Raw genomic sequence first — 23,508 nt, 5'->3', positions numbered from 1 at the left:
TGCTCTCAGCCCTTGCCGCGCAGCATGCTTTCCAGCACCCCGTCGCGGCGCACCCAGCCATGGAACAGCGCCGCCGCCAGATGCAGCAGCACCGTCAGGAACAGCAGGTAGGCGAGAAAGCCGTGGGCCTTGCGCAACCAGGCGAACAGCGGGGCATTGGCAGGCAGGAGCGACGGCAGCTGCAGCGAACTGCCAAGCATCACCGGATCACCCGCCGCTGAAATCATCGCCCAGCCCAGCAGCGGCAGGATCAGCATCAGCGCGTACAGCAGCACATGGGAGGCCTTGGCCGCCAACGCCTGCCAGCCCGGCAGGTCCGCCGGCAGTGGCGGTTGCCGGGTGGAAAAGCGCACGACCAGGCGCACGATCACCAGCAGCAGAATGGCAATGCCCAGCGGCTTGTGCAGGTGGATCAACCACTCATGGCGCTCGGACACCGAGGCCACCATGCCGGCGCCGATAAACAGCATGCCGATGATCATCAGCGCCATCAGCCAGTGCAGCAGGCGCGCCAGTGGCGCGAAATGATTCGGTTGGGCGCTCATGGGCGGGACTCCTGGGCAGCGTGGGGCAATTGATCGACTTCACTGGTGCGGCGCAGATAGGAACTGGCGTAAGCCGCCGAACGGGCCGCCAGCAGCGGGTCGTCGGAGGCGGCAATGCCGCTCGGCAGCACCAGCGGGTCGTAGTTGATGTCGCGGCATTCGCCCTCGTTCTGCGGCTGGCTGCGCTCCAGCACCAGGGTCCCGGCATTCAGCACCTTGCGCTCGCTGGGCCAGGCCTTGCTGGCGTCGTCGGTCGGGTCGCCCGGGTTGGCCAGGGTGATGCTCAAGCGCCAGCGCAACGGCCCCGCAGCCAGGCGCTGCACCAGGTCTTTTTCCAGGAAGTCGTTACCCTCAGGCACCACCGCGTCGGGCGCGTCCTGGGTCAGCGGCACCACGCCCCAGCGCACCGCCTGGCGTTGCCCGGTGGCGCTCACCAGGTAAAACGCGTTGATGCCGTTGTAGGTTTCGGTGGCGTAGCTGGCCGAGGGCTTGGCGCTTTTGATCCATTGCAGGAACGGCATGGCTTCCGGGTGGGCGGCGAAAAACGCCGGCACGCTGGCCGGGTTCGGCTTGCCGGTCGCCGGGTCTGGCGCACTGGCCTGCTGCAACTGGTAAAACGCTTCGGGGGTGCCCACCGGGAACACCGGCATGCTGTTCATCCCGGTGCGCCATTGCTGGCCGTTGGCCTGAGTGAAACGCAGCGCCAGGCTGCGGATCGGCACACTGCCGTCAGGTGCATAGGGGTTGCCGGGGGGCAAGGCGAAACGCCCGACCACCGGGGTCCGCGCTTCGTTGAACACCTGGGCGCTGGAATAGCTGCGGGCTTCGCCGCTGCTCTCGAAATAACCGACCACGCACACACCCTTGGCGTGGTTGCGACGGAAGCCCGGATGTACGCCGTTGTTTTTCTCCAGCACATCCACCAGGGCCTTGGGGGTCAGGCGCTGCGGATCGAAAGTGCCGTTTACATAAGCCATGGCGCCGGCCAGGGCCGCGACCACCAGGGCGATCCCGCCCAGACGCAGGCTCAGGCTGGCCGCGCTCAAGGGCGGACGATCAGGGGGTGATGGACGATCTACCATGAATATCTCCAGGGCCGCGGGCCACAGGTGGAAAGGACAGGTCAGACGTACCCCGGCAAGCTTTATTCCCGTCGCCGATATTTATTTTCCGAGCACTGGAATAACCTGCACGACCAGGCGTCTGGCTGTTGCAAGCACGCTGTTGCAAGCGTAGCGACTGGCCAACGATCCGCAGGAACCCATGAACGATATCGACGAACAGCTGCGTGAAATCATCCCCCGGTTGCGGCGTTTCGCCCTGTCCCTGAGCCGTCAGCCCAGCAGCGCCGATGACCTGGTGCAAGCGAGCCTGGAACGGGCGCTGTCGAGCTGGGGCGAAAAACGCCCCGAGGGCGATCTGCGGGCCTGGCTGTTCGCCATTCTCTACCGCCAGTTTCTCGACGCGCACCGCCGCTCACGGCGTTATGCGCGCATGCTGGAATTCTTCACCGGGCGCGACGACGCCCAGCCTTCGGTGGAACGCAGCGTGGTCGCGCAATCGACCCTGGAAGCCTTCGACCGCCTGCCCGCCGAACAGCGCGCGCTGCTGCTCTGGGTCTCGGTGGAAGGCCTGAGCTACAAGGAAGTCGCCACTATCCTCGACGTGCCCACCGGCACCGTGATGTCCCGCCTGTCCCGGGCGCGCCAGGCCCTGCGCCAGCTCAGCGACGGCGAAATCAGCAGCCCTTCTTTGCGGATACTCAAATGATCAGCCTGCCCCCCAGCGAACGCGACCTGCACGCCTACGTCGACCATCAGCTCAGCGAGAGCGACCGGCGCCTGCTGGAGACCTACCTGAGCAGCCACCCGCAGCTCGCCGCCCAGGTCCAGGCCTGGCAGCAGGACGCCCAGCAGCTGCGTGCGGCCCTCGGCGGTGCCTTGCAGCAACCGGTCAACCCCAACCTCGACCCGGCGCTGATTCGCCAGCGCCTCAAGCGCCAGTCGCGCCGCCACCTGGCCAGCGCCGCGCTGCTGTTGATCGCCCTCGGCGTCGGCGGCCTGAGTGGCTGGCAGGCGCGGGAAATGACCCTGGCCAGTGCTCTGCCGCTGCCGATGACCGACGCCTTGCAGGCCTATCGCCTGTTCGCCCAGCAAGGCGTCCTCCCGGCCGACCTCGAGGTCCGGGGCAACGGCGCCATGCAGGCCTGGCTCGATCGCTACTTCACCCAGGCCGAGCGCCTGCCGGACCTGCGCGAGGCCGGGTTCCAGGCGGTCAGCGGGCGTTTGCTGAGCACCGATCAAGGACCGGCGGCGATGGTGCTGTACGAGGACCAGGGCGGGCACAGGATCAGTTTCTATATCCGCCCGCCGGGACCGAAGAACTACCTGCTGCCCCGGGGCAGCCGCAGCGATGGCGAACTGCAGGCCGACTACTGGTCCGACAGCGGCTACAACTACGCCATGGTCAGCCCCAGCGGTTCGGCGGTGGCGCAGCGGCTGCAGGACACCCAGAAGTTCTGACCCATGGCAGCCGCATCCCCGTGGGCCGGCCTTGAGACCGCCAGAGGTCCTTCGGACCTATCGCAGCCTGCGGCAGCGGCTACCTCGACCCCGTCATCTGGGCCATCACCTTCTCCTGTAGCCGCTGCCGCAGGCTGCGATCGGCAGCGAAGCAGCCGCAGGATCTGCGCCACACCACAAACACCTGCGACTAGCACAATAGGGGCACTCCCCCCTTAAAACCCCACATCCAGCACCACGTTGTCGATATAGGTCCCCGCCGGCGGCGTGGCCTGGTCGGTGTAGATCCGGGCGTTGTAGTTGAACACCTGGCTGCCGGTGCCCAGGCCGTTGCCGGGGTTCACCTCGGCGTCGGAACTGGCCCGCCGCGCCGCGCCCACGCTGCCCCAGCGGGTGGTGCCGGCGCTTTTGAAGATGTCGTAGGCCAGGTAGTTGCCCCCCGAGATCATCCGCCGCCGCCCGCCGACGCTGACGGGCTGCTGGCCATCGTCCAGGCCCACGGTGTAGGCACTGCCCTTGGTACAGGCGAGGTTGATGGTCTGCCCGCTGACAGTGGCGAAGGCGCTGATCACCGGCGCGCTGCCGAAGCTGATGTTGGGCGCGGTGATCACGCAGTCGTTGGCCACCGTCAGGTTGACCGTCAGGCTGGCGACGCCGCTGCCGATATCGCGCCCCAGGCATGCGCCCAACGCGCCGATCCCCGCGCAGTAGTTCCAGCTCCAGGCAATGCTCAGGGTCTCGGTGTAGATGCCGGCGGCGACGTTGCTGCCGGTGATGCTGCCCAGGTAGACCGGAATGGCCTTGGCCACGGTCGGGCTGCCCAGCAGCCCCAGGGCGTCGACGATGGAGTTGCGCGCGAAGTCGAACTGCACGCCGCGGGTGATGGGGTAATTGGTGCTGTTGTCGCCGTAGATCGTGTAGCCGATGACATCGCCGGTGGGGCCCAGCAGCCCGCTCTGCGAGGAGGTGATGGTGGCGTAGAAATGGTCGTTGCTGGCCATCAGGGTCGCCAACGAGCCGGTGCAGGCCAGGCCGGCGTTGGTGCTGGAAGCAGGTTGCGAGGTGGTGCGCACCAGGATCGAACTGAGGGTGCCGAAACTCGCCGGCGAGGTACTGACCACCGAGCACAGGGCCTGGGCCGCCCCTGGCAACAGCAGCGCCAGCAGCAACAACGCCAGCCCCCAATAACGACGCAACCTGTCCATGTTCACTGACTCCCGATTCCGTTCATGAACCCTCACTGACACACCAGCGGCCCGATCAACGGCACCTGTTCCTGTTCCGGCTCCAGGGCAAAGCTCACCTGGCAGCTGCTGCCGTCGGCGAGGCTGACCCGCAGGTTGTTGTTCGGCGCCAGGTTTTCCAGGTACACCAGGCCGTCCCAGCCCACCACCGTCTGGGCGCCGCTCTGTTCGTGGGTCACCAGGCTGCCCAGGGGCAACTCATGGTGCCGAGCGTCCACCAGGACCACGCTGGCGGCGAGGATGCGGGTCAAGGGGAACTCCACCAGATAGCCGCTGCCACGACGCACCGCGACCCGCTGTTCGACCAGCGGGCTCTGCACGTTGGCCGGCAGGTTCAGCGGGTCGATCTCGTATTTGCCGCGGTAATAGGCGCTGCTCCAGGGCACCAGCAGATGGCCGTTCTTATCGGTGCTTCCTACCAGCTGGTTTTCGTAGCGCACCGGAATATCCCGGTAACCGTCGGTGCTGACCACCACGAAGGCGTCATCGATGCGGTTGGCGGCGAACACCTGGCGGTCCATCCACACCAGCGAACCGCTGGCATCGGCCCAGCGGGTTTGCGCCTCGCTGGAACCATAGACCCCGGCCTGCAATTGCACCGACTGCAAACGCCAGGTCAGGTCGGCCTGGCGGTAGGCCGGCGCATCGCCCTGGGCATATCCGAGATTGAAGCCGAAGCCGCCCTCGCTGGGCACCGCCCGGCTGTAGTTGACCCGCTGCCGGTTCTGCCCGTCCTTGCTGCGTTCGCTGCTCAGGCTGAGGCTGCCGTGGAGGTCGAACGGAATCACCAGTTGGGCCTGGACCGCCCAGTTGCTGTCGCCGATCTCGCGGTTGGCCGACAGGTAGAAACTGCTGCTGCGCCACAGCGGCTTGCTCCAGGTCAGGTTGAGCAGGCGGGTGCGCGAATCGTCCGCGGCGCGCACATCGAAATAGCCGGCGCCGAGGCTGCCGTAGCGCTCGAGGTTGAGGCTCAGGGTCAGCTGTTCGCTGCGCTGGCTGAGGCTGGCGTAGGGGCTATCCACCAGCGTCAGGTCGGCATAGCCGTCGCGGCGCTGCATGCGCTGGTAGGAGAGGCTGTAGCGTTGGCTGCTGTACTGATAACCGAGGCTGATCTGCTGCCCGCCCTGGCCGTCGAAGCGGCTCTGGCTGATGGCGCTGTTGAGCACGCCGAAATTGCCCAGGCGCAGGTTGCCGCCGAAGCCGCCGAGGGTCAGGGACTCTGCAGCTTCGGCATGGCCTTCCAGGGTCAGGTTATCGCTCAGACCGTAGCGCAGGCTGCCGGAGGTGACGCCTGGGCCATAGCTGAAATCCTTTAGCGTGTAGTCGCGGCGCAGGGTCCCGGCGGCCACCGAGAAATCGCTCAGGCCTTGTTGCAGCAGGCTGCTGGTGACATAGAACGGCACGGTGGTGGACACCTGTCGCCCCAGGGCATCGGTGGTCACCACCACCGCTTCGCCGGCACCGTTGATGAACGGGATATTGGTCAGGGTGTAGGGCCCCGGCTGCAGGTCGGCGCTGCTGGACTTGTAGCCGTTGATAAACAGGTCCACCGAGGACGGCACCGCCGCCTCCCCGGCGAACTGCGGCAAGGGGTAGGTCACCAGATCCGGGCGCACGGCAAAGTCGCGGGACAGTTGCACGCCGCCCAGGCGCACCGCGTTGCTCCAGGGCAAGGCGCCGCTGACCAGGTCGCCGGCCTCGTAGGTCAGCAGGCGTTCGTCGTCGGAGTAACGCCAGGTCGTGTCGTAGCGGCGGTAGCCGTTGTTCAGCGTGCCCTCGCCGAGGCCGGAAAAGGTCCGCCGGTACTGGCCGGTGTTGGACAGGGTGCCCCAGCTGTCGAACAGCCGCACCTCGTTCCAGGCGGCCAGGTAGGTGCCGGCATCGTCGGTGTCGTTGAGGTACAGATCGTAATTGAGCAAGGCGCCGAAACTGCTCAGCGCCGGGGTTCGTGGATAGGCCTGGCGGCTGCCGATCCGTTGCTCCGGCAGCCAGTCCGGCGGCACCTCCAGCAACAGGCGCTGGCCCTGGCTGTCGTAGTCGCTGTGCAGCCCTCGCAGGCTGTCGAGGGCGACCTGCGCATCGAGCCCTTCGGGCAATTTCATGCCGCTTTCCCGCAGGGCCTGGGCCGGCACGAACAGGCGTCCGGCACGTTGCTCGACAGCGATCACTCGCCCGGTATTCATCTGATTGACCACCAGTTCCAGGAACAGCTGGGCATCGCTGATCGCCTCCATGCCGCTGGGCGGCGGCGGCAGTTCGCCCCCCAGGCTGGTGGAGGCGAACACCCAGCAACACAGCCCGCTCACCGCCCACCCCGGGCGCCAGAAACGACGAGCTGCGCCGAGGCTCATTGTGGCTTTTCGTCCATCGATGGAGACCTTTCTTCCATGGTCAGCCGTGGTTCCCGTTACCGGTCAGCCCGAGCGGCAGCTCTGCAACCCCGCCTGTCCGCGGCGGCAAGCGGCTTTAGCGGGCCGGCGCAACGCTCTGCACCTGCGGCGCGCCATTGACCCGCACCTGCAGCACCGCGTCCGTGGTCGGCGCAGCGGGCAACGGCCAGCGCATGATCGCCCCCGGCAGCACGTAGCCCAGCAGCCCTTCCACCAGCGGCCGGGTCTGCCCCGCCTGCTTGAACGCCACGTCGGTCAGGCGCGCATGCACCGCGCCCTGGTTGCGCACCTCCACGTAATTGCGCCCGTCCACCGCCACCTTGCGCCAGCTCAGCTCGGGCACGCCGGCGCTTTTCGGGTCGCGCTGTCGGGTGCTGTCTTCCTTGCTCCAGAGCCCGGCCCCGTAGGCGAACAGCGGCACCGAATAGCGCATCTGGAACCGGATGGCCGCCGCCGTCTTGCCCTCGCCTTCGGCAATCGGCGGCTGGGCCGAGGGGATTTCATCGATGATGATGCGGTAGGCCAGCTCCTGGCCGGGCGGGACTTCGCGGGTCCGGGTCAGGCGCACCAGTTGCTTCTGCCCGGGTGCGATCTTCGCCACCGGCGGGCTGCCGATCACTTCTCGCTGGTTCTGGTACTGGTCCTCGAAGCCGCTCTGGCTCCAGGCAAAGACCCGGATCTGCAGGTTGGCGGTTTCCGTGCCGCGGTTTTCCAGCCACAAGGCGCCGGCTTGCTGGTCGGCCTCCAGCACCGGGTCGATCGGCCAGATCAACACCGAGCTGGCGGCGCTTGCCTGGGCCGCCCCCAGCAACGCCATGGCCAGCACGGCACAACGAATGGCCTGCAAGCGCCGGGAAGTCGAATACATGCTGCTACTCCTTATGGTCTTGCCCCATCACCACGACAGCTGCACCTGCAGCACATCGCTGTACGTCCCCCCAGGCTGGTTACCCGGTAATTGCACCTGGCCGTAGATCGGCAGGCTGATGTCGTTCGCGTCGCTGTAGGCCACCGCCACGCTCTGGCCAATGCCCAGGCTCTGGCTGAACGCGGCGTCGCGAAACAGCTGATAAGCCACCCGCGCACTGCCGCCATCGAGCTGCATGTGCCGTCCGCTGCTGTTGTACTGGCCGCCGTCGACACTCATGTTCAGGGTCACCCCCGGTGTGCATTGCAGCTGCACGCTGCTCGCCAGGGCGACCTGCAACGTGCTGGTGGACAACGCCGACTGGCTGCCGAAGTCCAGGCTGCCGTAATTGCTCACCTCGCCCACCACCAGGCACCCGGCGACCACCGTGGCGCTGACCTGGAAGCTCTGGCTGGTCACCGCCGCCAGGGGCAGCGGCAGGCTGCTGGCACCGAGCAGCACCAGCGCCGTGCACGCGTGACGGGCCATGGCGTCAGAAGGTCAGTTCGACGGCGACGGTATCGGTGTAGGTGCCCGCCGGCAGGCCAGCCTTGCCGAGCGCCTTGCCGTAGATATTCACGGTCTGCGCCACACCGGTGCTGGTGGCCAGGTTGATGACATCGTCGATGGCCAGGAGCTGCGAGTGGCCGGAGTCGGTGTACAAGTCGTAAGGCACGAAGTTGCCGCTGCCATCGGCCAGGGCCCGGGTACCACCGGCGGACTCACCGTCATGGGCGCCCGCGCGGACCTTCACCACCGGGCTGGTGCCGCTGGAGCAGAGGATCGACAAGGCCCCGCCGCCGCCACCGAGCACCTGGGCCGTGGCCTGGGTGAACAGGCTGTCGGTGGTGCCGAAGTTCAGGGCGCCGAAGTTCAGGCCGCTGCTGCCGCCTGCGCCGTTGACCTGGCAACTGCTGGTGAGAATCAGGCTGGACGTGATCTGGCCGGTGACCGTCGCGGCCTGGGCACTGGAGAAGATCGCGAGGCCAAGCAGGGCCAGGGCCATCCGGGATACAAACATATGCATGACATTCGTCCTCTTGGGGTTTACCAATCCAGCGTCACCGTCAGGGTGTCGGTGTAGACCCCTGCCGGCAGCGCGCGGCTATTCGCGACCACCGAGCCAAACACCGGGATCGGTACCTGGGCTCCACTGGTAACGGCGAAATTGTGTTGTTGACCGATGCTGTAGCTGTCGCTGCCGGAGGCATCGAGGAACAGCCGATAGGCAATGGTCTGGCGGCCATTGCTCAGGCGCCGGGTGCTGCCGTCGCCATTCAGGCCGCCGTCGATGGTCACGGTGAACCCGGTCACCGAAGGGTTGCAGGCGACTTCCAGGCGGCCATTGCCAACGCCGCTGAGGCTGGCATTCAGAGGATTGGCCCAGGTCGGGCCGTGCTGGCCGAAATCCAGCAGGCCGAAGTCGCTGAGCGGGCTTTCGGGGGTGCTGGTGGCGCCATTGGTCACTTCACAGCCGGCGATGATGGTCAGCCGCGCATGGATCTGCCCGCTGATCGCCGCTTGCGCGTGCTCAGCCAGCAGTAGCAGGGAACCCAGGGCCGCCAGCGCCCAGCGTCTACTTGTCATACCGCATCCATCCCAGATCCATCAGGACTCTCCCTTGACCGCTCATGGCGAGCGACTTCCCTGTACCGCCCGGACCCACCGGACGGCTCCTTCACGGTCACTACCAGGTGACCGTCACTTTCAGCAGGTCGGAATAACGACTGACCCGCGGGATCTCGGCCAACGGTTCGATCCGCCCGTACAACGGCAGGTCCACCGACCCCGAGTCCGGCACCCGGCCGCTCACCGGCACATTCACCGGCAGCGGAATGCGCCGGGCCGGATCCTGGTACAGGCGATAGGGAATGGGTTTGCTGTGTTCGGCACTGCCGGCCAGGTAGCGCACTTCGCCGACGCCTCCGTGTTGTCCGCCGTCGACGCGCAATTGATAAGGGGTGTCCGGGTTGCATTCGAGCCTGGGCCGGCGGGCGTCGAGCAACGCCGCGCTGAGGGGACCGGCGGGGTTGTCGAGGCGCGGGCTGCTGCCGAAATCCAGCACGCCCAGTTGCTCGATGCCGGCATCGCGCTGCTGCCCCACCAGCTGGCAGCCACGCTGCACGTTGACCCGGACCTCCACCTGGAGCTCCGCGGCCCATGCCGTCGCGCCGAGCAGCATGCTCATGACTGCGAAAACCAGCTTGCCATTCAACGCCTCAATCCTTTTGAGGAACGATAGGTACAGCTCAGGTTAGTCAGCGCTGGGGAAATCGCCAGCGTCGGGGGGCAAGCCGCGTGCCAATAAAACAGCCCCCTGAGCGCCCGGCGCACCGTGGTCGAACACAGTGACACGGGCAAAAAGCTGTACCGACCCGAGCTTTTCGTAGAACCAATCGGCGCCTTCAGACAGCGCTGGATGCCGGGCCGGGGATTGGTTAAATTACCGCGCCGGTTCCAGGGGGGGAGCGGGCCTGGAACAATCGGGGTGACACCATTGGCCGCTTTACCGCCAAACCGCTCGCTACGCCCATCGCGCTGGCCCAGGCTGCGCGCGTTCTTCGGCAAGGCCTTCGCCCGGCCCGCCGCCAGCACCAGCCACGGCCGAGTGATTCACGAGTATTTCCGGCACAAGGCCCACGACCAGGGCTACACCCTGAGCCACAGCCAGCAACGGGTGATCGACTACATGGCCCAGCAGGCCAACGCCCTGCTCCAGCCAGACGCCAGGCCACACGCCAGCCGCAGCCTGTATCTTTATGGCGCGGTGGGACGGGGCAAAAGCTGGCTGCTGGACGGCTTCTTCCGCGCCATCCCGCTGGCGGAAAAACAGCGCCTGCACTTCCACGATTTCTTCGCCCAGCTGCATCAGGGCATGTTCCGTCACCGTGAGCAGCCCGACGCCCTGGAGGCCACCCTCGACGAACTGCTCAGCCATTGCCGGGTGCTGTGCTTCGACGAGTTCCACGTCCACGACATCGGCGACGCGATGCTGATCACGCGGCTGTTCAAGGCCCTGTTCCAGCGCGGCATCCTGCTGCTGGTGACCTCCAACTACGCCCCCCAGGGTTTGCTGCCCAACCCGCTCTACCATGCGCGCTTCAAACCGGTGATCGACCTGATCGCCAGCCGCATGCAGGTGATGGAGGTCGGCGGCCCACACGACTACCGCAGCCAGCCCCGCAGCCATTCGCAGCAGGTATTCACCCAGGGCCGTTACCTGTGGCCCGGCAGCGAGCAGCAGCGCCAGAGCCTGGGCCTGCCACCACGCAACAGCCCGACCTCGGCGCTGATGGTCGGCGCGCGCCAGCTCCAGGTGCGGTTGTGCGAACAACACAGCGTGGGTTTTGCCTTCAGTGACCTGTGCGAACAGCCGACCGCAGTCATGGACTACCTGGAGCTGAGCCGGCGTTTCGACCACTGGATCATCGACGAGCTGCCCGAACTGGGCGAATGCCCGATCGCCGTGCAACAACGCTTTATCAACCTGATCGACGTGCTGTACGACCAGGACAAGCACCTGACCCTGATCGGCGAACGTTCCCTGCGCGAAAGCCTGGGCGGCAACGCCATCGACCTGGCGCGCACCCGCAGCCGCCTGGGCCAGCTGCAGGAAATCAGCGCGGATACGCCGCCGAGCTGAACCGGCGGTCGCCACTCGCCGCCCCGCGCCGCTATCATGGCGACCATTTCCAGGGCCGTGTGCCCTCCTCCTGCCTGAGTGTCGAACCTGTTCATGGATACCCTTGCCCAACTGCGGGCCGGCCAATTGGCCGGGCTCAAGCGTCTGGACCTGTCTTGCGGACTGACCGAATTCCCCCGGGAAATCTTCGACCTGGCGGACTCGCTGGAAGTCCTCAACCTCAGCGGCAATGCCCTGAGCAGCCTGCCGGACGACCTGCACCGCCTGACCCGCCTGCGGGTGCTGTTCTGCTCCGATAACCACTTCACGCAAATGCCGGCCAGTGTCGGCCAGTGCGCGCAACTGAGCATGGTCGGCTTCAAGGCCAACCGGATCGAGCGGGTGCCCGCCGCCGCCCTGCCACCGCTGTTGCGCTGGCTGATCCTCACCGACAACCGCATCGAGGAACTGCCGGACGAGCTGGGCCAGCGCCCGCACCTGCAAAAGCTGATGCTCTCCGGTAACCGCCTGACCCGGCTGCCCCAGAGCCTCGGCCAATGCCACCAGCTGGAGCTGATCCGCATCGCCGCCAACCGCCTCAGCGCATTGCCGGCCTTCCTGCTGGGCCTGCCATGCCTGACCTGGCTGGCCTATGCCGGCAATCCGCTGGAATCCGAGGCCGACGCGGCGGCGATGGAATCGGTGGCGCAGATTCCCTGGGCCGAGCTGGAGTTGCAGCAGCGCCTGGGCGAAGGCGCCTCCGGGGTGATTCACCAGGCCCGCTGGCAGCGCCCCGGACAAGCGTCAGTCGAGGTGGCGGTCAAGCTGTACAAGGGCAGCATGACCAGCGACGGCTCGCCGCTGCATGAAATGAACGCCTGCATCAGCGCCGGCCGGCACCCGAACCTGATCCGGGTCGAAGGCCGGATCAGCGATCATCCCCAAGGGCAGAACGGCCTGGTGATGCAGTTGATCGAGCCGAGCTACCGCAACCTGGCGGCCTTGCCGAGCCTGGCCTCCTGCACCCGCGACATCTACGACGAGAGCAGCCGTTTCAGCGCCGACGCGGCCTTGCGCATGGCCCGCGGCATCGCTTCGGTCGGCGCGCACCTGCACCGCCAGGGCATCACCCACGGCGACCTGTACGGCCATAACATTCTGTGGAACCCGGAGGGCGAGTGCCTGCTCGGGGATTTTGGCGCGGCGTCCTTCCATGCGCTGGCCGACACCGAGGAAACCCGGGCGCTGCAACGCATCGAAGTACGGGCCTTTGGCATTCTGCTGGAGGAGTTGCTGGCAAGGATCGAGTCGGGCCTGAGCCCGCGGCAGCACGAACGCCTGCAAGCGCTGGTCAGCGACTGCTGTCAGCCGCAGGTGCTGGCGCGGCCGGGGTTTGCCGAAGTCGGGGACGTGTTGCGGGGGATTTGAAGAGCATCGCCAGCCAGCTCGCTCCTGCTGGAGCTTGCCGGCTGGCGCAAGAATCGCTCAGGTAGCGCGATTCACCGGGCTGGATTAACCCGCCAGGCCGACGAACATGTCCTGCACGTCGTCATGGTTGTCCAGGCCTTCGAGGAAGGCTTCGACTTCCGCCATCTGCTCGTCGGACAGGCCGCTGACCGGGTTCTTCGGCTGGTAGCCCAGCTTGGCCGAGAGCACGGTGAAGCCTTGCTCGGGCAGGGCTTTCTGCACTGCGTCGAGGTCCGCAGGCTCGGTCAGGAACAGGGTCGCGCCCTCTTCGCCCGGCTCGAAATCCTGGGCCCCGGCTTCGATGGCTGCCAGTTCCGGATCGGCGTCCGGGCTGTCCGGCGCGGCCTCGATCATGCCGACATGGTTGAAGTCCCAGGACACCGAACCCGAAGCGCCCATCTGGCCCTTGCGGAAGGCCACGCGGATTTCCGCGACGGTGCGGTTGATGTTGTCAGTCACGCACTCGACGATCAGCGGCACCTGGTGCGGCGCGAAACCTTCGTAGGTCACGCGGTGGTACTGCACGGTCTCGCCGAGCTGGCCCGAACCTTTCTTGATCGCACGCTCCAGGGTCTCGCGGGGCATCGAGGCCTTTTTCGCCTGCTCCACCACCAGACGCAGGTGTGCGTTGGTGGCGACGTCAGCGCCGTTGCGGGCAGCAATGGTGATCTCTTTGACCAGCTTGCCGAAGATCTTGCCCTTGGCGTTGGCTGCTGCTTCTTTGTGTTTAACCTTCCACTGTGCGCCCATTACTCACTCTCTTTGATCTGTGGCGTCGAGTTGGATTTGGCCGACGCGATGGGCAAGTTTATACGGCCTGAAGGCACCAATCGACCAAAAAGTCAGATCCGCGACCACCTGTCCCGCCCCTCAGCCCTTGTCGGCCTTGCCCGCCACGGCGGCGAGCCGGGCCAGGCGCACGTTGCATCGACTGCGCACAGGAGCCGTGTTGGCACGAGGTGACGACCTTTCTCGATAGGCTGCGCGACCGCCCGGCTCGCTCCCTGTAGCCGCTGCCGCAGGCTGCGTTCGGCCCGGAACGGGACGCGCCCTTGAGGCCCCAGGAAGGCCCTGCGGGCCTTATCGCAGCCTGCGGCAGCGGCTACAGGTTCAATGCGTGGGCGCCAGCGCCAGGAAGGCCTGGATCAGGCGCAACTCCCGACGCCGCTCCAGGCAGCCGAGCATGTGCCGGTTCAGCAGCCCCTCGCCGATGATCGGCAGCGCCCGCACCCGCGGGTCGGGGCTGAGTTCCAGCGACGACACCACGCCCACGCCCAACTGCGCCGCCACCGCCTCGGTCACTGCCTCGCGGCTGTCGAGCTCCAGCAGCACCTTGGGGTTGATTCCGGCCTGGGTGCAGGCCGCGTCAAAGGTGCGGCGGGTAATCGAGCTGGGTTCGCGCAGGACCATGATCACCTGGTCCAGCCGCTCCAGCCGCACGCCCTCGGGCTCGGCCAGCCATGGATGGCCCTGCGGCACCAGCGCGCAGATCCGCGACTCGCCGAGGCTCTGCAGATGCAGGCCCTTGCGCGCTTCGACCTCGGTCAGCACCGCCACATCGGCGTGCTCCGAAAGCAGCGCTGCCAGGGTTTCCTGGGCATTGCCCAGGCGCAGGTTGACGGTAATCCCCGGATAGCGTTCGCGCAGGCTGGCGAGCATCGGCATCACCAAGTGCGGGCCGTCCGCCGCCACTTCCAGGCGCCCGGTGAGCAACTGCCGGTTGGCTTCGAGCATGGCCTGGGCCTCTTCGGCCAGGCCGAACAGGGCGCGGGTGATCGCCGCCAGCTTGGTGCCCTCCTCCGTCAGCTCGACCCGGCGCGCGGTGCGGCGCAGCAGGGTGATCTGATAGTGCTCCTCCAGCGCCTTGATATGCCCGGTGACCGCCGGCTGGCTGATGAACAGCCGCGCGGCGGCCCGGGTGAAGCTGCCTTCACGGGCCACGGCATCGAATGCGCGGAGTTGGAACAGGTTCATATCTATCGGCCTCACTGATGGCTGGCATAACAACAAACAATTTGATTGATAACGAGCCAAACTGCAATTTAAGCCCCGTAGTTTTTATCCCAAGCGCATCCCATAACGCTTCTGCGAGGACACCCGAATTGAGTACTGCCGCGCCCATCCTGCTCACTCCCGGCCCCCTGACCACTTCGGCCCGTACCCGCCAGGCGATGCTGCTGGACTGGGGTTCATGGGATGACCGTTTCAACCAGCTGACCGCCAGCGTCTGCGAACAATTGCTGGCCATCGTCAACGGCGCCGCCAGCCACCACTGCGTGCCCCTGCAAGGCAGCGGCACCTTCGCCGTGGAAGCCGCCATCGGCACCCTGGTGCCACGCGACGGCAAGGTGCTGGTGCTGATCAACGGCGCCTACGGCAAGCGCCTGGCGAGGATCTGCGAAGTGCTGGGCCGCGATTTCAGCACCTTCGAAACCGCCGAGGACCAGCCCACCACCGCCGCCGACGTCGATCGCCTGCTGCATGCCGATGCCACCATCAGCCATGTGGCGCTGATCCACTGCGAAACCAGCACCGGGATCCTCAACCCGCTGCCGGACATCGCCCAGGTGGTCGCCGGTCATGGCAAGCGCCTGATCATCGACGCCATGAGTTCCTTCGGCGCGCTGCCGATCGATGCCCGGCAGGTGCCGTTCGACGCGCTGATCGCCGCGTCCGGCAAGTGCCTGGAAGGCGTCCCCGGCATGGGCTTCGTCTTCGCCCGCAAGGACGCCCTGGCCGCGGCCGCCGGCAACTCGCACTCGCTGGCCATGGACCTGCACGACCAGCACAGCTACCTGCTCAAGACCGGGCAATGGCGCTTCACGCCGCCAACCCATGTGGTCGCGGCGCTGCACGAAGCCCTGCTGCAATACCACGAAGAAGGCGGCCTGCCGGCGCGCCACCAGCGTTATGCCGCCAACTGCCAGGCGCTGCTCGACGGCATGGTGCAACTGGGCCTGCGCAGCTTCCTGCCGGCGGCGATCCAGGCGCCGATCATCGTCACCTTCCACGCGCCGAAAGATCCGCGCTACCAGTTCAAGGAGTTCTACGAACGGGTCAAGGCCAAGGGTTTCATCCTCTACCCCGGCAAGCTGACCCAGGTCGAAACCTTCCGCGTCGGCTGCATCGGCCACGTCGACCCGGCCGGGATGCGCGCCGCGGTCCAGGCCATCGCCGATGTGCTGCGGGAAATGCAAGTGCTGGATATCTGACCCCGACACACAACCTGTAGGAGCAGGGGGGGACGCCTAGTCCTTGCCCGCGATTGCGGGCACCGCGTTCCATCAGGTCAACCTCGTCATCGTTCATCGCGGGCAAGCCTCGCTCCTACATACATAGGCATCAACAAATGAACTACAACACCCCCAAGCAGCTGCAAGCCGCGATCCTCGACTGGGCCGGCACCGTGGTCGACTTCGGCTCCTTTGCGCCGACCCAGATCTTCGTCGAGGCCTTCGCCGAGTTCGACGTGCAGGTCTCCATCGAAGAAGCCCGTGGCCCGATGGGCATGGGTAAGTGGGACCACATCCGCACCCTGTGCGACCTGCCGCAGGTTGCCGAGCGTTATCGCCAGGTGTTCGGCCGCACCCCGACCGACGACGATGTCACCGCCATCTACCAGCGCTTCATGCCGCTGCAGATCGAAAAGATCGCCGAACATTCGGCGCTGATCCCCGGCGCCCTGGAAACCATCGCCAACCTGCGCCAGCAAGGCATCCGGATCGGCTCCTGCTCCGGCTACCCGAAGCAGGTCATGGACAAGGTGGTGGAACTGGCGGCGGCCAATGGCTACGTCGCCGACCACGTAGTGGCCACCGACGAGGTGCCAAACGGCCGCCCATGGCCGGCCCAGGCCCTGGCCAACGTGATCGCCCTGGGGACCGACGATGTCGCCGCCTGCGTGAAGATCGACGACACCGTGCCGGGCATTCTCGAAGGCCGTCGCGCCGGCATGTGGACTGTGGCCCTGATCTGCTCCGGCAACGCCCTGGGCCTGACCTACGAGGGTTATCGCGCCCTGGGCAGCGACACCCTGGCCAGCGAGCGCCAGCGCATCCACGGGCTGTTCGAGGGTTCGCGGCCGCACTACATGATCGACACCATCAGCGATTTACCGCAGGTGATCGCCGACATCAACCAGCGCCTGGCCAACGGCGAGATGCCCCAAAGCAGCTGATCGGCCATTGGCCTCCCCCGAGCGGCAGCCCGGCATGGAGCTGCCGTTTTTTTACCGGCACTTGCGCAAACCGCGCATTTGCCCCGGGCAGAGCCTCGGAAACAGGATTACAGTTACAGCACTCCGTCGTTAAGAACGGAGGCTACTGACCTGATGAACGAGGAAGGCTCTATGCCCTGGAAGAACTCCGACAACCGTTACAGCACGGTGTCGATTGCATTGCATTGGCTGATGCTGGTGTTGTTGATCGCGGTCTACGCCTGCATCGAATTACGCGGCATTTTTCCCAAGGGCAGCGGTGGCCGGACGCTGATCAAGGAAGCGCACTTCATGCTCGGCCTGACCGTGTTCGTGCTGGTCTGGCTGCGCCTGCTGGCCCGCAGCCTGGGGGTGGCACCGAAGATCCTGCCCACACCGCCAAGCTGGCAGATGCTGCTGTCCAAGCTGATGCACTGGGCCCTGTACCTGTTCATGATCGCCATGCCGATCCTCGGCTGGCTGATCACCAGCGCCGAAGGCCATCAGGTGATGTTCTACGGCATCGACCTGCCGCTGCTGGTGGCTGAAGACAAACAGTTCGCCAAACAGGTCGAAGGCTGGCACGTGCTGCTGGGCACCGTCGGCTACTGGCTGATCGGGCTGCATGCGGTGGCCGGGCTTTACCACCACTACTTTATGCGCGACAACACCCTGCAACGCATGCTGCCCAAGCGCGGCTAAGGCTGCGCCGGCTCGGCGAACCCCCGGCGGCCCTGCAAGCCGCCGGTATGGACGAAGACCAGGCGGCTGCCGGCGGCAAAGCGCCCGGCCTCCACCTGTTGCTTGAGGGCCAGCAAGGCCTTGCCGGTGTACAGCGGCTCCAGGGGGATGCCGCTGTGGCGTTCAGTCTCTTCGATAAACGCCAGCAGCAGCGGATCGACCTTGGCGAAACCGCCGCGACTGCTGTCGAACAGCTCATAACCCCCGTCCTGCAAGCCCGCCTCCCGCACAATAGCCGCCACCTGTTGCGCGACACCGTGATCGTCCGGCACTGCCAGGGCGCCATACACCGGGTGGGCGCCGGCCTCCCCCAGCACCAGCCCGGCCAGGGTGGTGCCGGTGCCGGCGGCCAGCCACCAGCCGTGATAGTCGTCCCAGTCCAAGGCATTCAACTGGCTGCGCACCTGGTTCACCAGCGGCATGCAGCCGCTGGCCCCGAGCAAGCCGCCACCGCCCTCCGCCACCGGGAACAATTCAGGGTACTGGGCCTGCCAGGGCTGCCAGAAGCCTGGTTCATGCCGCGCTCGGTAGCCGCCGTAACCGAGCCAGTGCAGCTGCATGCCGAAGCCTTGCAGGTCGAGCACGGTGGGCGTGTCCTGCGGATGGCCGCGCAGCAGCCCCACGGTGGCGAAACCGAAACGTTTGCCGGCGGCCGCCAACGCATGCAGGTGATTGGAGTGAGCGCCGCCCAGGCTGATGATGCCACGGGCACCGGCCTCGCCAGCCGCCGCCAGATGCGGGGCGAGCTTGAACCACTTGTTACCGGAGATCAGCGGGTCGATCCGATCCAGGCGCAGGACCGCCACTTCCACCCCGACGCGGGACAGCCAGTCGAGGGCCAGGGGTTGCAGGGGCGCGCTGGGCAGCCAGTGGAAAGGTCCGAGGCTCATGGGCGGGCTGGAACAGCAGAGGGAAGGCAATGCATCGTGGGCGGGTTCTGGATGATCAAGGCGGCAAGTTTACCAGCCTCAGGGGCGCTATCGCGGGCAAGTCGGATCGCCGCCCGCTCGCTCTGTAGGAGCGAGGCTTGCCCGCGATGGCGTCGGAACAGACATAAAAAAGCCACCGGGGCTCTTCGCAGAACCCCCCGGTGGCCATGATTACCGCTGGATCAGAGTTCCGCGGCCAGGCGCGAGCCCTGGTTGATCGCACGCTTGGCGTCCAGCTCGGCGGCCACGTCGGCGCCACCGATCAGGTGCACGTTCTGCCCGGCGGCCACCAGGCCTTCGTGCAGTTCGCGCAGCGGGTCCTGGCCGGCGCAGATCACGATATTGTCCACCGGCAACACCTGCGGCTCGCCACTCTCGCCGATGCGGATGTGCAGGCCGGCGTCGTCGATCTTCAGGTACTCGACGCTGTTGAGCATCTGCACCTGCTTGTTCTTCAGGCCGGTGCGGTGAATCCAGCCGGTGGTCTTGCCCAGGCCGTCGCCGACCTTGGAGGTCTTGCGCTGCAGCAGGAACACCTGGCGCGCCGGGGCATGACGCTCGGGCTTGATACCGGCGACGCCGCCACGGGCCTCCAGGTGCGTGTCGATGCCCCATTCCTTCCAGAACGCTTCACGGTCCTGGCTGGTGGCCACGCCCTGATGCACGAGGAATTCGGAGACGTCGAAGCCAATGCCACCAGCCCCGATCACCGCCACTTTCTGGCCCACTGGCTTGCGCTGCAGCAGCACGTCCAGGTAGCTCAGGACCTTGGCGTGGTCGACGCCCGGGATCGCCGGCGTGCGCGGGGCGATACCGGTGGCCAGGATGATTTCGTCATAACCGCCGGCCACCAGTTGCTCGACATCGACCCGACGGTTCAGGCACAGCTCGACGTTGGTGGTCTGCAGCTTGCGCTTGAAGTAGCGCAGGGTTTCGAAGAACTCCTCCTTGCCCGGCACGCGCTTGGCGACATTGAACTGGCCGCCGATTTCGCTGGCCGAATCGAACAGCGTCACCTGATGGCCGCGCTCGGCCGCCACGGTCGCGGCGGACAGCCCGGCGGGGCCGGCGCCGACCACAGCGATCTTCTTGATCTGCTGCACCGGCAGGTAGTTGAGTTCGGTCTCGTAGCAGGCCCGCGGGTTCACCAGGCAACTGGTGAGCTTGCCGCCGAAGGTGTGGTCCAGGCAGGCCTGGTTGCAGCCGATGCAGGTGTTGATTTCATCGCCACGCCCCGCGGCTGCCTTGTTGACGAACTCCGGGTCGGCAAGGAACGGCCGCGCCATGGAGACCATGTCGGCGTCGCCTTCGGCGAGGATCTGCTCGGCCACTTCCGGAGTATTGATGCGGTTGGTGGTGATCAGCGGGATAGACACCGAACCGCGCAGCTTGGCCGTGACCTTGCTGAAGGCGGCACGCGGCACCTTGGTGGCGATGGTCGGGATCCGCGCTTCGTGCCAGCCGATACCGGTGTTGATGATGGTCGCGCCGGCCTGCTCGATGGCCTTGGCCAGCTGCACGATTTCTTCCCAGGTGCTGCCGCCTTCCACCAGGTCGAGCATCGACAGGCGGAAGATGATGATGAAGTTCGGGCCTACCGCTTCGCGCACGCGGCGGACGATTTCCACCGGCAGGCGCATGCGGTTTTCGTAGCTGCCGCCCCAGCGGTCGGTACGGTGGTTGGTGTGCGCGGCGAGGAACTGGTTAATGAAGTAGCCTTCGGAGCCCATGATCTCGACGCCGTCGTACTCGGCCTGCTGCGCCAGGGTCGAGCAGGTGACAAAGTCGCGAATCTGCTTCTCGATGCCCTCTTCGTCCAGCTCCTTGGGCTTGAACGGGTTGATCGGCGCCTGGATCGCGCTCGGCGCCACCTGTTTCGGGCTGTAGGCATAACGCCCGGCATGGAGGATCTGCATGCAGATCTTGCCGCCCGCCTCGTGGACCGCGCGAGTGACGATACGGTGCTTGAGCGCCTCTTCTTCGGTGGTCAGCTTGGCCGCGCCGGAGTACACGCCGCCTTCGTCGTTGGGGCCGATGCCGCCGGTCACCATCAGGCCGACGCCACCGCGGGCACGCTCGGCGAAGTAGGCGGCCATGCGTTCGAAACCACCGGGCTTTTCTTCCAGGCCGGTGTGCATCGAGCCCATCAGGGTACGGTTGCGCAGGGTGGTAAAGCCCAGGTCCAGCGGGGCCAGCAAATGCGGGTAGTGAGCGGCGGCCATCGGTAACTCCACATCGAACGATCACGGGAAAAATGCGGAAGCTCTGCGGCTCCCGTCGGTCATGTTCGACAGACTAAGAGCAGCCCCCAAGGCGCTCAATGACCGTAACTGACAACTTATTGATCCAAATGCGCAGCCCGCCCTTGGCAATCGCGGACATGGGCCCTACCCTAGTCAGCGAATCCCGCACACGGCTGCCGACTGTCTTCCCATGCGCAAACTTCTTTACTTCACCTTCACCCTGGCCCTGATTGCCGCCCTGACCAGCTACACCCTGTGGACCCGCGAGCGGCCGATCGGTCATTACCTGTCCGACCTGCGTATCCAGCTCGCGGTGGACCAGGGCACCCCTGCCGACCACGGCAACCTGCTGGGCATCCAGCCCGAGCTGTTCCCCACCGATTACCAGAGCCCCGAGCGTCTGCACCGCAAGCTCGCGGCCTACCTGCAACAGGCCCGGGACCAAGGGCTGCTGAACGAAAAGACCGTGGTGGTGCTGCCGGAGCACATCGGCACCTGGCTGATGGTCAGCGGCGAGAAAAACGAGCTGTATCAGGCCGCCAGCCTGAAAGAGGCGATGAACTGGCTGGCGGTAAGCAACCCCCTGCCCTTCCTGCGCGCCCTGATCACCGCCAAGGGTGACAATCGCCTGAACGACGCGCACCTGCGGATGAAGGCCAGGAGCATGGCCGAGCAGTACCAGCGGCTGTTCGGCGGCCTGGCCAAGGAATTTGGCATCACCCTGGTGGCGGGCTCCATTGTCCTGCCGGAACCGGTGATCGAAGGCAGCAACCTGCGCATCGGCAGCGGCGCGCTGTACAACACCACCCTGGTCTTCGGCAGCGATGGCCTGCCGATCGGCCAGCCGCAACGCCAGCTGTACCCGACCTTCGACGAGCGCGGTTTTATCCAGGCCAGCGCCGACCAGGCTGTCCAGGTGGTCGACACCCCGGCCGGCCGCCTGGGCGTGCTGATCGGCAGCGACAGCTGGTACCCGGACAACTACCGCAAGCTCAACGCCCAGGGCGCGCAACTGGTGGCGGTCCCGGCCTTCGTCATGGGCCGTGGCGCCTGGGACAGGCCATGGCGCGGCTACAAGAACCTCTCGACCCCAAGCGAGGTCAGCCTCAAGCCTGAAGAAGTCAGCGAAGGCGAGGCCTGGCGCCGCCTGACCCTGACCAGCCGCGCGCCCAGCAGCCTGGCCAGCGCCGGCGTCAGCGTGTTCCTGCGCGGCCAGTTCTGGGATCAGGGCAGCGCCGGGCAAAGCTTCATCAACAGCAACGGCGAGCACTTCGCCGATGGCGATGCCCGTGGCGCGCGTTTGCTGAATATCTGGTTGTAAGTCCATGAAGCCCCAGCCGATGCGCCTCGGAGACCTGTCGGTGGGCTTCGTCCATAGCCTGGCCGACGCCGTGCGCAGCCATGGCCTCGACCCGCAGCCGCTGCTGGAACAATACGGACTGGACGCCGCGCGCCTGGCCGAGGCCGGGGCGCGGTTGTCGATTCCCCGTTACATGCGCCTGGGCCACGCGGCGATTCAACTGACCGGCGATCCGGCGCTGGGGCTGCGCATGGGCCAGCTCAGCCGCCTGAGCCAGGCCGGGCTGGCGGGCGTCACCGCCGCCCAGGCGCCGACCGTACGCGAAGCCGCGCGCTGCCTGACCCGTTTCGAAGCTTTGTATGGCTCGAACTATCGCGGCCAGTCGAGCTTCCATGAAGACGCCGACGGCGCCTGGCTGCGCTTCTACTCCATCAGCCCCTACAACGCCTACAACCGCTTTGTGGTGGATTCGATCCTGGCCGGCTGGCTGCAGCAACTGGGCAGCCTCGGCTCGCCGGTCAAGGCTGAACGCATCGAGATCGAGTTTGCCCAGACCGATTACCGCGAACGCTACAACAGCCTGGGGGATTGCCCGATCCTGTTCGGCGCCGAGCACAATCAGTTGCGCCTGAGCCAGACCACCCTGGCCCAGCGCAATGTCGAGCACTGCCCCAGTACCTGGCGCCATTTGCTGCAACTCTGTGAACGGGAACTGGAGCAACTGACCCGCACCCGCAGCCTGCGTGAACGCATCACTCAGTTGCTGGGGCCTTTGCTCAATGGTGGCCGGGAGCCCGACCTGGAAGAAGTGGCGGCACGCCTGAAGCTGCCAACCTGGACCCTGCGCCGCAAACTCGCCGAGGAAGGGACGCAGTTTCGCGCCATTCTCAACGACACCCGCCGCGATCTGGCCATGACCTACATTCGCGATACCGAACTGGCCTTCGGGGAAATTGCCTATCTGTTGGGGTTTGCCTCAGCCGAGGCCTTTCAACGCGCCTTCAAGCGCTGGAGCGGCCAGACACCGGGTGAATTTCGTCGCAGCCACCGGCAGTCCGCCTGAAAAAAAACGCCACCGGCGTTACAGCTCGGTGGCGTCTTCTGCGGGTTCCAGCGGGTCCAGTTCAAAGGCCTGGAATTCCAGCAGTTCTTCTTGGTAATCGTCCATCGCGGACTCCTTGTGTGTGGCCTGTGGGTGGGGCTTAGGTAACCTGCGTGCTGAGTCGTCTTCTTACTGACTGAGCCGTCAGCATAAAGTGCCGATGTGACAGAAAAAAAACCGTGCGCAATCTCCGTCCCTCAGATGGAACGTAGCAGCTGGCAACGGATTTACCCGCGAGCTGGCAAAGAAATCTTCAGAGAGGACTGGCAACCGCGGGATCGACACCAGGGTCGATCTCGCA

22 protein-coding genes are annotated in these 23,508 nt (G+C 66.0%); 9 read left to right on the top strand and 13 right to left on the bottom strand.

The window, feature by feature from the left end; all coding sequences use genetic code 11:
* Nucleotides 1-5 precede the first annotated feature (5 nt).
* Complete coding sequence (locus tag NRG23_RS30600) at nt 6-545, bottom strand: cytochrome b (protein ID WP_101282841.1); 540 nt, start codon at nt 543-545, stop codon at nt 6-8.
* Nucleotides 542-1,627 (bottom strand): catalase family peroxidase, encoded by a 1,086-nt coding sequence (locus tag NRG23_RS30595; RefSeq protein WP_103331418.1) that lies wholly within the window; start codon nt 1,625-1,627, stop codon nt 542-544. The genes NRG23_RS30600 and NRG23_RS30595 overlap by 4 nt, the downstream gene beginning before the upstream one ends.
* 181 nt (nt 1,628-1,808) lie before the next feature.
* Between NRG23_RS30595 and NRG23_RS30590 the strand changes: the two genes are divergently transcribed.
* Nucleotides 1,809-2,315: an RNA polymerase sigma factor gene (locus NRG23_RS30590; RefSeq protein ID WP_009044629.1), complete on the top strand. Its 507-nt coding sequence runs from the start codon at nt 1,809-1,811 to the stop codon at nt 2,313-2,315.
* Nucleotides 2,312-3,067: an anti-sigma factor gene (locus tag NRG23_RS30585; RefSeq protein WP_009049827.1), complete on the top strand. Its 756-nt coding sequence runs from the start codon at nt 2,312-2,314 to the stop codon at nt 3,065-3,067. The genes NRG23_RS30590 and NRG23_RS30585 overlap by 4 nt, the downstream gene beginning before the upstream one ends.
* A gap of 215 nt (nt 3,068-3,282) precedes the next feature.
* Here NRG23_RS30585 and NRG23_RS30580 read toward each other — a convergent pair whose 3' ends face one another.
* The 7 genes from NRG23_RS30580 to NRG23_RS30550 all read right to left on the bottom strand — a co-directional run bounded on the left by NRG23_RS30580 (nt 3,283) and on the right by NRG23_RS30550 (nt 9,796).
* On the bottom strand, nt 3,283-4,272 hold the full coding sequence (locus NRG23_RS30580; RefSeq protein ID WP_016701928.1) for a spore coat U domain-containing protein: 990 nt from the start codon (nt 4,270-4,272) through the stop codon (nt 3,283-3,285).
* Between the two features lie 32 nt (nt 4,273-4,304).
* Complete coding sequence (locus NRG23_RS30575; RefSeq protein WP_257373211.1) at nt 4,305-6,662, bottom strand: fimbria/pilus outer membrane usher protein; 2,358 nt, start codon at nt 6,660-6,662, stop codon at nt 4,305-4,307.
* 115 nt (nt 6,663-6,777) lie between these two features.
* Nucleotides 6,778-7,569 (bottom strand): molecular chaperone, encoded by a 792-nt coding sequence (locus NRG23_RS30570; RefSeq protein WP_053269480.1) that lies wholly within the window; start codon nt 7,567-7,569, stop codon nt 6,778-6,780.
* A 27-nt stretch (nt 7,570-7,596) separates the two neighbouring features.
* On the bottom strand, nt 7,597-8,097 hold the full coding sequence (locus tag NRG23_RS30565; protein ID WP_257373210.1) for a spore coat U domain-containing protein: 501 nt from the start codon (nt 8,095-8,097) through the stop codon (nt 7,597-7,599).
* Between the two features lie 4 nt (nt 8,098-8,101).
* Nucleotides 8,102-8,635 carry a spore coat U domain-containing protein gene (locus NRG23_RS30560; protein WP_009049832.1) on the bottom strand — a complete coding sequence of 178 codons (534 nt, stop codon included), beginning with the start codon at nt 8,633-8,635 and terminating at the stop codon, nt 8,102-8,104.
* A 20-nt stretch (nt 8,636-8,655) separates the two neighbouring features.
* The gene (locus NRG23_RS30555) at nt 8,656-9,195 is read right to left on the bottom strand and encodes a spore coat U domain-containing protein (RefSeq protein WP_257373209.1); all 540 of its coding nucleotides are present in this window, start codon (nt 9,193-9,195) and stop codon (nt 8,656-8,658) included.
* Nucleotides 9,196-9,295: 100 nt separating this feature from the next.
* Nucleotides 9,296-9,796, bottom strand: a complete 501-nt coding sequence (locus NRG23_RS30550; RefSeq protein WP_373922238.1) for a spore coat U domain-containing protein — start codon at nt 9,794-9,796, stop codon at nt 9,296-9,298.
* 309 nt (nt 9,797-10,105) lie between these two features.
* On the opposite strand from NRG23_RS30550, the gene zapE reads away from it, so the two are divergent.
* Both zapE and NRG23_RS30540 read left to right on the top strand, forming a co-directional pair.
* The gene (gene zapE / locus NRG23_RS30545; protein ID WP_016701931.1) at nt 10,106-11,251 is read left to right on the top strand and encodes a cell division protein ZapE; all 1,146 of its coding nucleotides are present in this window, start codon (nt 10,106-10,108) and stop codon (nt 11,249-11,251) included.
* A gap of 93 nt (nt 11,252-11,344) precedes the next feature.
* Nucleotides 11,345-12,658 (top strand): leucine-rich repeat-containing protein kinase family protein, encoded by a 1,314-nt coding sequence (locus NRG23_RS30540; protein ID WP_257373207.1) that lies wholly within the window; start codon nt 11,345-11,347, stop codon nt 12,656-12,658.
* Nucleotides 12,659-12,742: 84 nt separating this feature from the next.
* On the opposite strand, the gene NRG23_RS30535 is transcribed toward NRG23_RS30540, so the two are convergent.
* Both NRG23_RS30535 and NRG23_RS30530 read right to left on the bottom strand, forming a co-directional pair.
* Nucleotides 12,743-13,447: a YebC/PmpR family DNA-binding transcriptional regulator gene (locus tag NRG23_RS30535; protein WP_257373206.1), complete on the bottom strand. Its 705-nt coding sequence runs from the start codon at nt 13,445-13,447 to the stop codon at nt 12,743-12,745.
* A 360-nt stretch (nt 13,448-13,807) separates the two neighbouring features.
* Nucleotides 13,808-14,671 (bottom strand): LysR substrate-binding domain-containing protein, encoded by an 864-nt coding sequence (locus tag NRG23_RS30530; protein ID WP_257373205.1) that lies wholly within the window; start codon nt 14,669-14,671, stop codon nt 13,808-13,810.
* Nucleotides 14,672-14,799: 128 nt separating this feature from the next.
* Between NRG23_RS30530 and NRG23_RS30525 the strand changes: the two genes are divergently transcribed.
* The 3 genes from NRG23_RS30525 to NRG23_RS30515 all read left to right on the top strand — a co-directional run bounded on the left by NRG23_RS30525 (nt 14,800) and on the right by NRG23_RS30515 (nt 17,594).
* Nucleotides 14,800-15,909, top strand: coding sequence for a 2-aminoethylphosphonate--pyruvate transaminase (locus NRG23_RS30525; RefSeq protein ID WP_016701934.1), 1,110 nt, complete (start codon nt 14,800-14,802; stop codon nt 15,907-15,909).
* Between the two features lie 137 nt (nt 15,910-16,046).
* Nucleotides 16,047-16,874: a phosphonoacetaldehyde hydrolase gene (phnX, locus tag NRG23_RS30520; protein WP_038633688.1), complete on the top strand. Its 828-nt coding sequence runs from the start codon at nt 16,047-16,049 to the stop codon at nt 16,872-16,874.
* Nucleotides 16,875-17,045: 171 nt separating this feature from the next.
* Complete coding sequence (locus NRG23_RS30515) at nt 17,046-17,594, top strand: cytochrome b (protein ID WP_009049841.1); 549 nt, start codon at nt 17,046-17,048, stop codon at nt 17,592-17,594.
* On the opposite strand, the gene NRG23_RS30510 is transcribed toward NRG23_RS30515, so the two are convergent.
* Nucleotides 17,591-18,523, bottom strand: a complete 933-nt coding sequence (locus NRG23_RS30510) for a 1-aminocyclopropane-1-carboxylate deaminase/D-cysteine desulfhydrase (RefSeq protein WP_257373204.1) — start codon at nt 18,521-18,523, stop codon at nt 17,591-17,593. The two genes, NRG23_RS30515 and NRG23_RS30510, sit on opposite strands and share 4 nt — an antisense overlap.
* Before the next feature lie 221 nt (nt 18,524-18,744).
* Nucleotides 18,745-20,784, bottom strand: a complete 2,040-nt coding sequence (locus NRG23_RS30505) for an NADPH-dependent 2,4-dienoyl-CoA reductase (RefSeq protein WP_009049843.1) — start codon at nt 20,782-20,784, stop codon at nt 18,745-18,747.
* Between the two features lie 211 nt (nt 20,785-20,995).
* Between NRG23_RS30505 and NRG23_RS30500 the strand changes: the two genes are divergently transcribed.
* Nucleotides 20,996-22,126, top strand: a complete 1,131-nt coding sequence (locus tag NRG23_RS30500; protein ID WP_038577722.1) for a carbon-nitrogen hydrolase family protein — start codon at nt 20,996-20,998, stop codon at nt 22,124-22,126.
* A 4-nt stretch (nt 22,127-22,130) separates the two neighbouring features.
* Nucleotides 22,131-23,168, top strand: a complete 1,038-nt coding sequence (locus NRG23_RS30495; RefSeq protein ID WP_016701938.1) for an AraC family transcriptional regulator — start codon at nt 22,131-22,133, stop codon at nt 23,166-23,168.
* The last annotated feature ends 340 nt before the right edge of the window (nt 23,169-23,508 follow it).

Source organism: Pseudomonas sp. T8, assembly GCF_024610635.1.
GTDB classification, from domain to species: domain Bacteria; phylum Pseudomonadota; class Gammaproteobacteria; order Pseudomonadales; family Pseudomonadaceae; genus Aquipseudomonas; species Aquipseudomonas chlororaphis_I.
The sequence above is the reverse complement of the archived record's forward strand: the minus strand, read 5'-3'. Positions and strand labels throughout refer to the sequence as shown.